13 protein-coding genes are annotated in these 13,822 nt (G+C 37.1%); all 13 read left to right on the top strand.

Annotation, left to right across the window (positions count from 1 at the left end; genetic code table 11):
• Nucleotides 1–52 precede the first annotated feature (52 nt).
• The 13 genes from DWX68_RS07750 (at nucleotide 53) to DWX68_RS07690 (ending at nucleotide 13,724) form a co-directional block, all read left to right on the top strand.
• Complete coding sequence (locus DWX68_RS07750) at nucleotides 53–265, top strand: helix-turn-helix transcriptional regulator (protein WP_118629107.1); 213 nt, start codon at nucleotides 53–55, stop codon at nucleotides 263–265.
• On the top strand, nucleotides 252–680 hold the full coding sequence (locus tag DWX68_RS07745) for a hypothetical protein (protein ID WP_055195167.1): 429 nt from the start codon (nucleotides 252–254) through the stop codon (nucleotides 678–680). Before DWX68_RS07750 ends, DWX68_RS07745 begins: the two co-directional genes overlap by 14 nt.
• A gap of 217 nt (nucleotides 681–897) precedes the next feature.
• On the top strand, nucleotides 898–1,146 hold the full coding sequence (locus DWX68_RS07740; protein ID WP_055195169.1) for a type II toxin-antitoxin system prevent-host-death family antitoxin: 249 nt from the start codon (nucleotides 898–900) through the stop codon (nucleotides 1,144–1,146).
• Nucleotides 1,147–1,149: 3 nt separating this feature from the next.
• On the top strand, nucleotides 1,150–1,458 hold the full coding sequence (locus DWX68_RS07735) for a type II toxin-antitoxin system RelE/ParE family toxin (protein ID WP_118628960.1): 309 nt from the start codon (nucleotides 1,150–1,152) through the stop codon (nucleotides 1,456–1,458).
• Complete coding sequence (locus DWX68_RS07730) at nucleotides 1,448–1,744, top strand: hypothetical protein (RefSeq protein WP_118628958.1); 297 nt, start codon at nucleotides 1,448–1,450, stop codon at nucleotides 1,742–1,744. Before DWX68_RS07735 ends, DWX68_RS07730 begins: the two co-directional genes overlap by 11 nt.
• Entirely contained in the window at nucleotides 1,741–2,796 is a 1,056-nt protein-coding gene (locus DWX68_RS07725; protein WP_118628956.1) for a hypothetical protein, read from the top strand. The genes DWX68_RS07730 and DWX68_RS07725 overlap by 4 nt, the downstream gene beginning before the upstream one ends.
• 239 nt (nucleotides 2,797–3,035) lie before the next feature.
• Complete coding sequence (locus DWX68_RS15030; RefSeq protein WP_279220415.1) at nucleotides 3,036–3,161, top strand: hypothetical protein; 126 nt, start codon at nucleotides 3,036–3,038, stop codon at nucleotides 3,159–3,161.
• Nucleotides 3,162–3,241: 80 nt separating this feature from the next.
• Nucleotides 3,242–6,220, top strand: a complete 2,979-nt coding sequence (locus DWX68_RS07715) for an ATP-binding protein (protein ID WP_118628954.1) — start codon at nucleotides 3,242–3,244, stop codon at nucleotides 6,218–6,220.
• Between the two features lie 321 nt (nucleotides 6,221–6,541).
• Nucleotides 6,542–8,311, top strand: coding sequence for an ATP-binding protein (locus tag DWX68_RS07710; RefSeq protein WP_243027649.1), 1,770 nt, complete (start codon nucleotides 6,542–6,544; stop codon nucleotides 8,309–8,311).
• A 16-nt stretch (nucleotides 8,312–8,327) separates the two neighbouring features.
• A complete protein-coding gene (locus DWX68_RS07705; RefSeq protein ID WP_243027647.1) occupies nucleotides 8,328–8,588 on the top strand; it encodes a hypothetical protein in 261 nt (86 codons plus the stop codon).
• Between the two features lie 65 nt (nucleotides 8,589–8,653).
• Nucleotides 8,654–10,252 carry an ATP-binding protein gene (locus tag DWX68_RS07700; protein ID WP_118628950.1) on the top strand — a complete coding sequence of 533 codons (1,599 nt, stop codon included), beginning with the start codon at nucleotides 8,654–8,656 and terminating at the stop codon, nucleotides 10,250–10,252.
• 104 nt (nucleotides 10,253–10,356) lie between these two features.
• Nucleotides 10,357–13,383, top strand: coding sequence for a transporter substrate-binding domain-containing protein (locus DWX68_RS07695; RefSeq protein ID WP_279220414.1), 3,027 nt, complete (start codon nucleotides 10,357–10,359; stop codon nucleotides 13,381–13,383).
• Between the two features lie 14 nt (nucleotides 13,384–13,397).
• On the top strand, nucleotides 13,398–13,724 hold the full coding sequence (locus tag DWX68_RS07690) for an ATP-binding cassette domain-containing protein (protein WP_182432157.1): 327 nt from the start codon (nucleotides 13,398–13,400) through the stop codon (nucleotides 13,722–13,724).
• The last annotated feature ends 98 nt before the right edge of the window (nucleotides 13,725–13,822 follow it).

The following is a 13,822-nucleotide window of genomic DNA, read 5'->3' as shown; positions in this document are numbered from 1 at the left end:
GATAGAAGAAGGAGCTAAATAATAAATGGATGATTCCTTTCACTACTTGTCTATGATAAACCATATGACTGTCCAGAAAAAACTAAGAGGAATTAAGCAAGAAGAATTAGCGTCTGCCATGGAAGTTTCAAGACAGACCATTGGCTCCTTGGAGAATGGAAGATACAATCCGTCCATTTTGTTAGCCTTTAAACTTGCCAGGTATTTTGGTATGAGTATTGAAGAAATATTTATATATGAGGAGGATAAACATGAAGAAAAGTGATAAAATCATGTTAGCAATTTATATTGTTATTGGTATAGCTTTAGTAATTATTGGAGTTACTATTCAAGTAGATTATTATTCCTCAATGATTTTTGCCATGGGATTCGCATTGATTTTTAGCAGCATTTTGCAGTTCCTGAGATATTATCACAATACAAGACCAGAAAATGTAGAAGCATATCGTAAAAAAGTACGCCAACAAGAAATTAATTTAAAGGATGAAAGAAAGATACAGCTTCGTAATCGTGCGGGATATATATCATGGGCAGTTACTATGGTGGCGTGTTTTATTGCTTCGTTTATTGCTGCACTATTTCGTGCAGGCACTTTAATTGTATGTATTCTTGCCGGTGTTGCAGTTGCAGAGTATATATTAGCTACGATTATATATCGTTACTTGTGTAAAAAGATGTAAATAACAATGTTTTATCTAGATAAATATAATCAAGAATGAATCGTTGATGTTTTGATTGATAATAATTGGTGAATTCCTTGTCGGGATATTATTGAAGAATTGATGGTTACTATTTGAAAAACAAGAAAGCTGTAAAATTTTAAGTTGAATTTTACAGCTTTTTCGCATATAATAATTATAGAAAAAAACAGTGCATCAAGGAAGGAGATCGGTCTATATGGCGAATATTTTACCAGTATCTGATTTGAGAAATTATAATGAAGTTTTAAAAAATTGCCGGACTGGAGAGCCGGTGTTTTTGACAAAAAATGGAAGAGGGCGTTTTGTAGTGCTTGATATAGAAGATTATGAGCGTGATCGTGCGGAGAAAAAACTATTAATGAAGCTACAGGAGGCAGAGGAGGCAGTCAAAAACGGCGAAGGCTGGCTTAGCTTGGACGAATTAAAAGCACTTGTGGGGGAATAAACTATGCTGAAATTACGAATTAACCCATTGGTTGCAGCGGATTTAAAAGAAATTCGTGATTATATTGCTGAGGATAATGCAGAATATGCTGCAAAGACGATTAAAGAAATTTACGGTAAATTTGAAAATATTCAAATGTTTCCGGGGATAGGTGCAGATCTCTCCAAAAGAGTTAGTTTCCGAACAGATTACAAGTATGCGGTTTGGGAGAATTATGTGATCATTTATAAAGTTGGAGAAGAGTATGTGGAAATTTACCGGGTAGTAAACCGGTATCGGGATATTACGAGGATTTTTGAAAATGATAAGTGATATAAATATTAGAGATATAAATCATGTACAGGAGATTTTGAACGATATAAGGAACTATGTGAAAGCTTATGAGAATCAAATAGGTGAGTTATCAGAGGATGTATGTGAGAATATAGGGTTTCAATTAGCGGAGATTGATGGATTTATTATTGGCCCTCAAAAGTATACGGGACACAATATGGCGATGGCAGACATTAGAATTATGTCATATTGGGAATATATTGATGGAAAATGTGAATTCAATGAACTTATGGAGAAACTTAAAGAATATGAGGGAGATGTTTGATAAGAAAAGTGAGTTATGTTTATGCGGAAGCGGAAAAATATTCTGAATGTTGTGCAATAAAAATTAGTATATGCGGTAATTCAAATAGTTTTCGTGGTTTTATGCAAGAATTTGATAAATTGCACAATACATATAAAAAGATGTGTTTGCATCCCAATAAGAGCGAATGTAGTAGAGTAAAAACACATGCACATACAATATCGCAAAAAGCGGTATTGGAATTAATTGCAGAGAATGGAATAGTATTAATGCCCATCGTTTTCGGTATAAGGAACGAGTTTAGAATGGAGCCAAGAGGGATTGAGGCAAAGGCAACGAAATTCTATTGCTTTTGCAGTAATCATGATAAAATGTTTGCTCCGATTGATTGTACTAATATATGTTTAAACGAAAATAAATTTTTTTTGTACGCATATAGAATTTTTGCTGCTACATACTACAAAGTCAGGCGAGAGCTTGATTGTTTTTATAAGTTGAGAGAAAGATATGATTTGACAAGCAATCCATTGGCTTTATTAATGTATCATAATATGGAAATTAATATGGTATTTTTAGATGAATATAAAAAGATATTTGATGAAGCCATAATGAAGGAGACATATAGTTGCTTGGAAAGCATGATGATCTCGTTAGAATATAAAGTGTATTTTGCTGCAGCAACATGTTTTTGTCCGATGATTGATCTCTTTGGTAATTCGTTATCATCTTCGGAGCCGGGATTACCCATGATTTATATCTCAATTATTCCTAATGAAAATTACACCAATATTATATTTTCGTGGTTAAAAAGGGATTATGACCAGTATACTTTTTTTAAGGAGCAGGTGAAAATTGCACCAAGAAGATTGCTTCTCAAATATTTGAATAATTTGATTCCTATGAATTGTGAGAATATGACTGTTGGACCAAAACTGTGGGAAGCATGGGGAGAAGAGGGTCAAAAAGATTTTATTAAAATTGCATATGATGAGAAAAGAAAAGATAATTTTAAATTTACGTCCAAAGAGTATTTTCGAGAAAGATTATATAATTTGTTTTTGAAAATACCGTAATAGATAATATGAATATGTATTTTTAGACATAGGTGAAGAATTAAGCATTGAAGTTGTTAATCTGATTATTATTTTGACGGCATATGACTGGGCAGATATCGAACAGGAAGCAAAAGAAGCTGGAGTTACTGCATTTGTGGAGAAGCCAATCTTTATGTCGGAATTAAGGAAAGTCCGGACAAAGCCTATGGATATACAAGAAGAGCCATTGCTCCAAACAGAAAGAGAGAATCGTTGCCATGACCGCAAACGCATTCGAAGAAGATAAAAAGAAGGCATTTAAAGCAGGTATGAATGCTCATATTGCAAAACCAATTGATATAAATACAATACTTGCTGTTTTTGACCAGGTGTTTGATGTATAGAAGTTGTTGTTTCCCAATTGGAGCATACGTAAGTAGCAAGAAGACAGGCGGCTAATAATTATAAATTGGGGAAAAGTGATATGGAAGAATACAGAGATGATAAAAAAAGTAAATTGTATTACATGGATGAAATCCTTCATAAGATTTCTTCTATGAGTCAGGCAGAGAATGAAAAACAACTGGATGACATTATGCCATCTATACTGAAGAGCGTTGGAAAATATACAGCAGCAGACAGAGCGTATATTTTTGAATGGAGTTCAGAAAAAAAAGAAAGTTTTAAAAATACATTTGAATGGTGTGCCTCGGGAATCGAACCGCAGATACAGAATCTGCAGAAAGTTCCCGTCTGCCTGATGCAGAACTGGGTGGAAACATTTATCCAGAAGAAAAATATCATCATTTATGACCTAGAAGAAATAGCAGAAGAAACCCCACAGGAATATGAAATTTTAAAGCCTCAGAATATTCATGCTCTGATTGCTGTGCCGATTTATACAAATCATAAATTTATAGGCTTCATTGGATTGGATAACCCGGATCTGAATCAGAATATGGTGTCCATGAATCTGTTATCTGATGTGGGGTGCCATATGGGAAGTGTCCGTGAAAACCTGAGAATGATGAAGGCACTTGAGGATGCACTGGAAACTGCAAATCTGAATGGAGAAATCATTGATTCCATCAGTAAATTATACTGGCTGATCTACCGAATGAATCTGGAAACAGGAACTTATGAAGAAATATCTGCCGGCAACGAGATGCATAAACTTACAGGCAAGCATGGAAAAACGGAAGAAGATTTCCAGCATGCTATCAATACAATTGTTGATGAGGAGCATCAGGAAATGATGAAAAAGTTCCTTGATACATCGACTCTGGCTGACAGGCTGAAAGACACGGAAAGTATTGCGGTTGAATACCGGGCACAAAGTGGATCCTGGCATCTGGCAAGATTTATTGTAAAAAAACGGAACCCATCTGGTAAGGTTACAAATGTTCTGTTTGTTGTCCGGCAGATTGATAAAGAAAAACAGGTTGAAATTACTTATAAGCAGGAACTGATAAAAAAGAACAGGATTTTGTCAGGACTGAGCCGTGATTATACGACAGCTTTTGTTTTGAATCTGGATACGGATGAGTATGAGTTTGTATTTAATCAGGAGACAAATCATGCCCAGAAACATGAAGAGTTCAAAGCATTTTCAGATTATGTGGATGCCTATGCTTCTGCATTTGCACTTCCGGAATTTCGTGACGTAATGCGTCGGGAACTGGACAGTAATGTGATTAAAAAGCATTTTGAAACAGAAGACGAATATCATTTTTCTTTTGAGACGTCACCAAATGCAGCAGGTTTGTCCTGTTTTCAGGCACATATTGTAAAAGAGTACGAGGAAGGCAGCCATTTTGCGTTCCTTGGTTTCCGAAGTATAGATGAGATCGTACAGAAAGAGCGTTTTTATAAAGATTCTTTGCAAAAAGCAAACCAGGAACTTAAGCATCAGCTGGACATGATCACATCTGCACTGCCGGGTGGTGTGAAAATCAGCAATGATGATCCGGAATATTCTTTTAAGTATGTTTCAGAGAATTTTGCACAGATGCTGGGATATGATACTCCGGAGGAATTGATGGAAGCTTCCGGGGGGACGATTGTTGACCTGGCGCATCCGGACGATCTGGAACGGGGAATTGCACATGCGTTGGAGCAGTATAGTAAAGCGGATCATTATGAAATCACATATCGAATGAGATGCAAAAATGGATTCTGGAAATATATTGAGGACAGGGGACACAAAATCCGCAAACCGGATGGAATGATCGAACACTGGAATCTGATTCTGGACCAAAATGAACTGGTGGAAAAAACCATTGCCCTGGAGAGCGAGAAAAAAGCAAACCAGAGTAAATCAGATTTCCTTTCCAGAATGTCCCATGATATGCGGACACCATTGAATGGAATTATCGGGCTTATGGATATCTGCATGAAGCACCCGGAGGACAGAACACTGGTGGATTCCAGCCGTCTTAAGGCAAGAGTAGCGGCAGACCATCTGTTGTCGCTGATCAATGACACGCTGGAACTGAGTAAACTGGAAAATGAAGAGGCAAAACTGGCTAAAGAAGATTTTTATCTGCCGGAGCTGCTTCGTGAGGTGGAAACCATTGCACAGATGAGGGCAGATGAAGAGTGTATTACGATTCATTTTATGGATGATCCTTATTCGATTCCATATCCGAATCTTATCGGAAGTTCCCTGCATGTAAAGCAGATATTTTTAAATTTGATCACAAACAGTATTAAATACAACCATAAAAATGGAACTGTGGATTGCTGCTTGAAAGAAGAGAAGGAATCCGATGAAAGAGTGCTGGTAGATGTGACTATAAAAGATACAGGAATCGGAATGTCAGAGGATTTCCTGAAGAATATATTTCAGCCATTTGTTCAGGCAGATCAGGGAGCCAGATCACAGTATAAAGGTACCGGGCTGGGTATGGCGATTGTAAAGGAACTGATTGATCGTATGGGTGGAACCATTCAGATTGACAGTGTGGAAAATCAGGGCACTACCATACGTGTGGTCATACCTTTTGAAATAGCAGAAGAACCTGCAGCTGTACAGGAAATGTCTGAATTACCAAAGGAAAATCTGTCCGGGTGCCGTATTCTTCTGGCAGAGGATAATGAACTCAACAGGGAAATTGCGGTATTCCTTCTGAAAGATGAGGGGATTTCCGTTACTGAGGCAGAAGATGGACAGCAGGCCCTGGAATGTTTCCTGAAAATGCCGGAAGGATATTACGATGCGGTTCTGATGGATATCATGATGCCGGCGATGGACGGATATCAGGCAGCCAGAGCGATTCGTGGCAGCGGGAAGAAAGATGCGGAAACGATTCCGATCATTGCCATGACAGCCAATGCTTTTGCTGAAGATAAAAGAAAGACGATGGAGGCAGGGATGGATGCGCATCTGTCAAAACCTTTAAATGTACTGGAACTGATGGATACAATCCGAAAATTCTGTGCTGGTAAGCAGATGTGCCAGTGACCGGGAAAAGAATAACAGAGGAGTAGAAGAATGAAAAAGGATAGCGAACCATATAAAAGGATAAGAATATATTGTTATATTGTTGGATTGATTACTTTTCTGGCAGCATTCTTTATTGGCGTTTTTCTGCTCTATAACCTGGAAAAGGATGAAAAGACAACTGGAAAATATATGGCGCAGATCACGGAGAAGAGAGTCAGGGCAAGACTGGATCAGTATATCATGCTCTCTGATCTTTTGGGAAATTATATCAGTGCCGGAGAGAATCTGGATGAAAATACTTTTTCTGAACTGGCAGAAAAGATTCCAAATGAAGATGGAGTGATAAAGGCATTTGAACTGGCACCTGAGGGAATTGTTACAGACATTTATCCGAAACAGGGAAATGAGGGAGCTTTTGGCCTGGATATGCTGCAGGAACATGAACGGAAAAAGGATGCAATTCTGGCAAGGGATAGCGGGAAATATACGCTTGGAGGACCATACCAGTTAAAGCAGGGAGGAACAGGAGCACTGCTTTTTAATCCGGTTTATCAGGACAATAATTCAGAACAGGGTGAGTTCTGGGGCTTTGTGATTCTGGTGATTGACTGGGATCGTTTCATTGCTGAGATAAATCTTGATTATTTAAGCGATGCAGATTTCTGTTACAGAATCTGGACATATGACATAGACAGCAGCGACAGGATTATTCTGGCAGAAAGCCAGGGTGATATGCCGGATAACATTCTGACAGTAGAATGTGCAGTTCCCAATAACACATGGTATTTTGATATTATACCCTCAGAGGGATGGAGTCCACGTTCTTACTGGATTATGTGTATTGTCATTTCTTATGTAGTCTCATTATTGATTGCTACAGTATTTTATTTAATATCCAGTAAAAAACACAGGGAAAGACAATATGAAGCAGAACTGGAAAAATCTGCTGAGCAGGCGAAAAATGCCAATGAGGCAAAAACAAGATTTTTATTTAACATGAGTCATGATATCCGGACTCCGATGAATGCAATTGTAGGTTTTTCCGGTTTGTTGGAGAAGAATCTGCAAAATGAAAGAAAGGCAAAAGAATATCTGGAAAAGATACAGTCTTCCAGTAATCTTTTGCTGAGAATCATCAATCAGGTTCTGGAGATGGCCCGGATTGAAAGTGGTACTGCGGTATTGCAGTTAAAAGCTGAAGATATGGATGCATTATTTCACAGAGTAAATACAGTGTTTGAAGAGGATGTCAGAAAGAAGAACCTGCAGTATCATGCTGTTTTAGATGTAAGACATCATTATGTTGTCTGTGATCAGACAAAGTTACAGGAGATCATGCTGAATATTATCAGTAATGCTATAAAGTATACCCCGGAGGGACATTCAATCTATGTAGAAGTACATGAGGCGGTATCAGAGAATCCTTCAAAGATACGCTATATTTTTTCATGTGAAGATACGGGCATTGGTATGAGTGAAGAATATCTTCCACATATCTATGAAGAATTTTCCAGAGAACATAGTACCGCAGAAAACAAAGTGCCGGGAACCGGGTTGGGACTTCCTATTATCAAATCTATGATAGAGCTGATGGGTGGAAGTATTCAGGTAGAAAGCAGACAGGGTATTGGAACAAAATTTACGATAGATCTTTCTTTTGACATAGCATTGAAAGAAGAGGTATATGGAAGTGAGGATACCATAGAGTCATCTGCAATTCATACAATAAAAGGGAAAAGAATTCTCCTTGTAGAAGATAATGAGCTGAATGCGGAAATAGCAAAGACAGTTCTCGAAGATATCGGAGCGTTAATTACCAGAGCGGAGAATGGACAGCAGGCACTGGAACTATTTAAAGAGAAACCGGCAGAAACATTTGATGTAATTTTGATGGATCTGATGATGCCTGTTATGGATGGATATACAGCTACGAGAAAAATCAGGGAATTAGAACGTTCAGATGCAAAAACAGTACCGATTATAGCTATGACAGCAAATGCATTCCAGGAAGATGCTGAAAAGTGCATTGCCGTGGGTATGAACGCTCATTTGGCGAAACCTTTGGATATTGAAAAGATGAAAAAGACTATTAAAAGTGTTTGTTCCTAATATAGGGAGAAAGTAAATGAATAGCATAGTTATTGAAATCCTTGTACAGAGAAAAAAAGAGAATCTTAATATATTCAAACTGTTCGAAGTAAGCAGTGAAGATATTCAACATATCAGAGCGTTACTGGACCAGACATCAATACAGAATACAGAAATCTCATTGCAGTTAATGGCAAAGGTGGAAAATAAAAGGCAGATGTATGATCTGAAACTGCATACCTTATGGTCTCCTTTAAAGAAAGATGGATATATAGGAATTGTCGGATATCTCTCTTGATTGGTAATATTATTTTTGGATATATCGAAATAAGAAGTATGTTGCATCAGTGGGAGATATTATAGATGAGAAAAAATAATTTCATGAATAAAATTATAAAGCTAAAAGGAAGTATATTGGCAGGGATAATACAAATTTTTGCCTGTCTTATTGTATATAAATTTAATATTCCAAATCCGAATATCGTGTTATTTGTTGTGCTTTCAGCGTCAATAGTGCAATCCGGGTATTTGGCAGGGATAATAAGTGGTGTTATTGCTGTTTTATATTCAGCATTCTTTTTTTCCACAGATCACAGTTGGATCTTTTATACGCCGATTAATCGTGACAAGCTGTGCGTGATTGTGTTGGGAGTTATTTCTAATATTATTCTTGTCGGAAATTTACAAGAAGCAAATAGACAGGCAGAGCATAAGATTGCCAAACTTGAATCAGAGAAAAAACAAAAGCAGAAAGATCTTGAGCAGCAGGAGGAGCTGCATAAAGCATTAATTGCAGCAGACACTGCGAATCGGGCAAAATCTACATTTCTTCTTAATATGAGTCATGACATTCGTACACCACTCAATGGAATCATGGGTCTGCTAAAGATCAATATGACACACAGTGATGATGAGGAACTTGTACGTGAAAATTACAAAGAAATGGAAAAGGCGGCAAACCATCTGTTATCTCTGATTAATGATGTCCTACAAATGAGTAAATTGGAGGATGGCAGGGAAGAATTATCATCAGAATTAGTCTGTTTACCTGATGTTTTCTATGATATGAAAGCTATTATAGATGGAAGTGCTCTGGATAAGGGAATTTCAGTGGATTTTTCAGAAGATAGTATTTGGGTACATCCGTACGTTATAACGAATCCGCTGTATTTGCGACAAATATTTTTGAATATATATGGAAACAGCATTAAATTTACAAATTTTGGTGGGAAAATTTCGACAAAACAGGAATGTATAGAAGAAAAGGATAATGTAATTACCTATCGATGGATAATTTCTGATACAGGAATTGGCATGAGCAAAGAATTTCTGAAACATATTTTTGAACCGTTTGCACAAGAAAGAGCTGATGCCCGGAGCAATTATCATGGAATCGGACTTGGCATGGCTATTGTGAAAAAAATGATTGATAAAATGGGAGGCACGATTTCTGTTACCAGCGAAGTGGGAAAGGGATCCACTTTTGTAGTTGAATTGCCTTTTGAGATGGGAGCTGCACCAGAAAAATCTAAGAAAGAAGAGGCGGATAAAGAGAATAGCATTCACGGTTTAAATCTCATGTTAGTAGAGGATAATGAGTTGAATGCCGAGGTTGCAGAAATACTTTTAGAAGATGAAGGTGCAATAATTACAATGGTTAATGATGGACAGCAGGCTGTCGAATTATTTAATAATAATCCGGTGGGTACATTTGATGCAATACTTATGGATATTATGATGCCGGTAATGGATGGATTGACAGCGACTAAAGCAATCCGGGCATTAAATCGACCAGATGCAGGAATAATTCCGATTATTGCAATGACCGCCAATGCTTTTGCAGAAGATGTACAAAGATGTTTAGATGCAGGAATGAACGCACATTTAGCTAAACCTTTGGATATTGAAAAAGTGAAAAAAACGATTTGTGAACATACAATTGAATTATATAATAAAGAGTAAAAGAATGTAATTACTCTGTTAGTAAATTGACACAAGTTGGCTGTAGAGTATAATTATAGTAAAAGTACAGCAGAAGCTGTCGCAAAGATATTTATAAAAATGTTGTGGGGGTATTGAACATTAATGAATGTAAAATTAAAATCTGGAAGCAAGCAAGCAAGCAAGCAAGCAAGCAAGCAAGCAAGCAAGCAAGCAAGCAAGCAAGCAAGCAAGCAAGCAAGCAAGCAAGCAACTGTAGCTTGGAGGATGGGAGAAAGATGAAGAAGTGCAAATTAGTACAGAATATAAGAAATTTCAAATTTTGTTATTTTATATTTTGCACAATTATATGTTTTATTGTTTTATCCGTTCCTACATTTGCCAAAGAAAACTCTGACAATGTTATCCGGGTAGGATCTTTTGAGGAAACTTATAATGTAGTCAATGAAAAGGGAGAAAGAAGCGGCTATGGTTATGAGTATCTTCAAGATATTGCAGGTTATGCAGGTTGGACATATAAATACATAACAAGTGATTGGAAAAACTGCTTTACACAGTTGGAAAATGGAGAGATTGATATTCTTGGTGGCATTTCCTATACAGACGAACGTGCTGAAAATATGCTTTTTTCCGATATGCCTATGGGGGAAGAGAAATATTACATCTATACGGATGCATCCAATATGGATCTTACAGCAGGAAATTTGGATTCTTTTGAGGGAAAAAATATTGGTGTGTTTAAAGATAATATAACGGAGGATGTGCTTAACGAATGGGAGTTAAAGTATGGTCTGCATACGCAGCATGTCAATGTTTCTAATACCGCAGAAGTTATGGACAAACTGTCGAAACATGAAATTGACTGCTTCGTTTCGGTAGAAGAACCCCGTTGGGAAGAATCGGAGATTTCGCCGATTACAAGTATTGGAGAGACAGAAATCTATTTCGCTATAAATCCAGAACGTCCGGATATCAAAGAAGCACTGGATAGTGCTATGCGCAGAATCAAGGATGACAACCCATTTTACACAGATGATCTCTACAGGCGTTATCTTTCTGCACAGAGCAGCTCGTTTCTTTCAAAAGAAGAAAGGGAGTGGATCGGGCAGCATGGAGCAATCCGGATAGGGTATCTGAATCAGGATGGAGGTATCAGTAGTGTAGATTCATCAACAGGTAAATTGACAGGCGTTATTACAGATTATGTGGATCTTGCCCAAAATTGTCTGCAAGGTCAGACTCTGGAATTTGAATTAAATGGATATGAGACAAGAAGTGAACTGCTTCAGGCATTGCAGGATGGAAAAATAGACCTGATTTTTCATGCAAACCAGAATCCATACTTTGCAGAAACAAATGGATTTGCTTTGTCGGATACGCTATTGACTCTCAATATGGCAGCAATTACGGCAAAGGATTCTTTTGATGAAAATAAAGAGAATATAGCTGCCGTTGAAAAAGATAATTTTGTATTGAAAGCATATCTTTCATACAATTATCCACAATGGGAGGTTGTGGAATATGAGACATCAGATGCAGCAGTAAAAGCAATGCAGAAAGGGGAGGCAGATTGTATTGTAAGCAATTCAGGTACTGTTTCAGACTATTTGAAAAATAATAAGCTTCATAGCGTTTTCCTGACAAAAGAAGCTGATGTTTCATTTGCTGTTCAGCAGGGAGAACCGGTTCTTTTGTCCATTCTGAATAAAACACTGACATCTATGCCTACAGCTCAATTTTCGGGTGCAGTAGTTTCGTATAATGCTTCTTCACGAAAAGTTACAACGAAGGATTTTATTCAGGACAATTTACTGACAGTTTCACTTATCGCTGGAATTTCTTTTTTCGTTGTTCTGTGTATAATTCTTGATTCTTTGAAAAAATCAAAACGTGCGGAAGAAAAATCCAAGAAGTCTGCTGAGCAAGCATTGAAGCTGAATCAGGAGCTTGAAGAAAAACAGCAGGAATTACAAAATGCACTTGTAGAAGCACAGAGTGCCAATAAGGCTAAGACTTCCTTTTTAAATAACATGTCTCATGACATCAGGACACCGATCAATGGCATTATGGGCATGCTTACAATTCTTGAAAAAAGCGGAAATGATGGTGAGCGGGCAAAAGATTGCCTGAATAAAATAAATGAGTCTTCGAAACTGCTATTATCATTGGTAAATGATGTTTTGGATATGGCAAAGTTAGAATCGGATACCGTGGTTTTTAGTGATGAATCCATCAATCTGGATCAGGTATGTCAGGAAATCACGGAGTCACTATCTTTTCAGGCAGAAGAAAAAGGACTTCATGTTATAGGAGAACATGATGATTACAGTGGTATATATGTTTGGAGCAATGCAGTTCATCTGAAAAAAATATTGATGAATCTGTTTACAAACAGTATGAAGTACAATAAGGTGAATGGTTCTATTTACATGAGTATGAGAACGATTGAAAGATCAGAAGATCACATGACATGTGAATTTAAAATAAGAGATAATGGAATTGGAATGTCAGAAGAATTTATAAAAAATGAATTGTTTACTCCATTTGTACAGGCAGATAATTCCCCACGTTCTGATTATAATGGGACAGGTCTGGGAATGCCTATTGTGAAACAACTTGTAGAAAAGATGGGCGGAACCATAACAGTTGAAAGCAAGCTTGGTGAAGGAAGCTGTTTTACTGTAATACTTCCATTTAAAATTGATACGAATGCACGACCGGAAGAAAAAGAAGATTTCAATGCAGATCTATCAGGTGTCCGGATATTATTGGCTGAAGATAATGAGCTGAATGCGGAAATAGCAGAATTTATGCTGATGGAAAATGGGGCTGAAGTAGAAACAGTGAAAAATGGTTTAGAAGCTGTTCAGCACTTTGAAGCCTGTGAATCAGGAACATACGATGTTATTTTAATGGATGTCATGATGCCGGTGATGGACGGGCTTACTGCCACAAAAACAATAAGATCCCTGGAACGGCAGGATGCAAAAACAATCCCTATCATTGCTATGACTGCAAATGCGTTTAGGGAAGATGCAGAAAAGTGTATGGAAGCAGGAATGAACGCACATCTTGCAAAGCCGTTGGATGATGAAAAAATTAAGCAGACCATAAGCGAAGAGTTGAGAAAGCAAAATGCCTGTCATAAATGATTATGAGGCAATGCATGGAAGATATAGGTTTAGACTATATATCGTTAGGCCAAATGTCAATGAATTTATCTGGTGGAGAGGCTCAAAGAATTAAATTAGCTAAATGTTTGGGGGCAAAGACTAAAGGAAAAAATTTATATATTTTAGATGAGCCGACAGCTGGACTTAACAGTAAGGATATTGAACTATTAGAAAAAAATTTGTTGAAATTAAATCAAGAAAATGAAGTGGATTTAGGAAGAAATGCAGGAAATAAAGGCGGAGAGACTATAATCCAGGGAAAACCAATAGAAGTTGTTAGAAATGTAGAATCATCATGGAATAATATAATAAATAGTTGATATTATAAGTAAAATTTCTTATAATTTGAAAATACCAAGATGAAAATATCAATGAAAATATCAAGGAAAGAAATCCCTTGACATTTCCCACCAACATG

It is taken from the genome of Clostridium sp. AF20-7, from assembly GCF_003479275.1.
Taxonomy (GTDB): Bacteria; Bacillota; Clostridia; order Lachnospirales; family Lachnospiraceae; genus Otoolea; species Otoolea fessa.
Note: the sequence above shows the minus strand (reverse complement) of the source record. Positions and strands in the feature narration are given on the sequence as shown.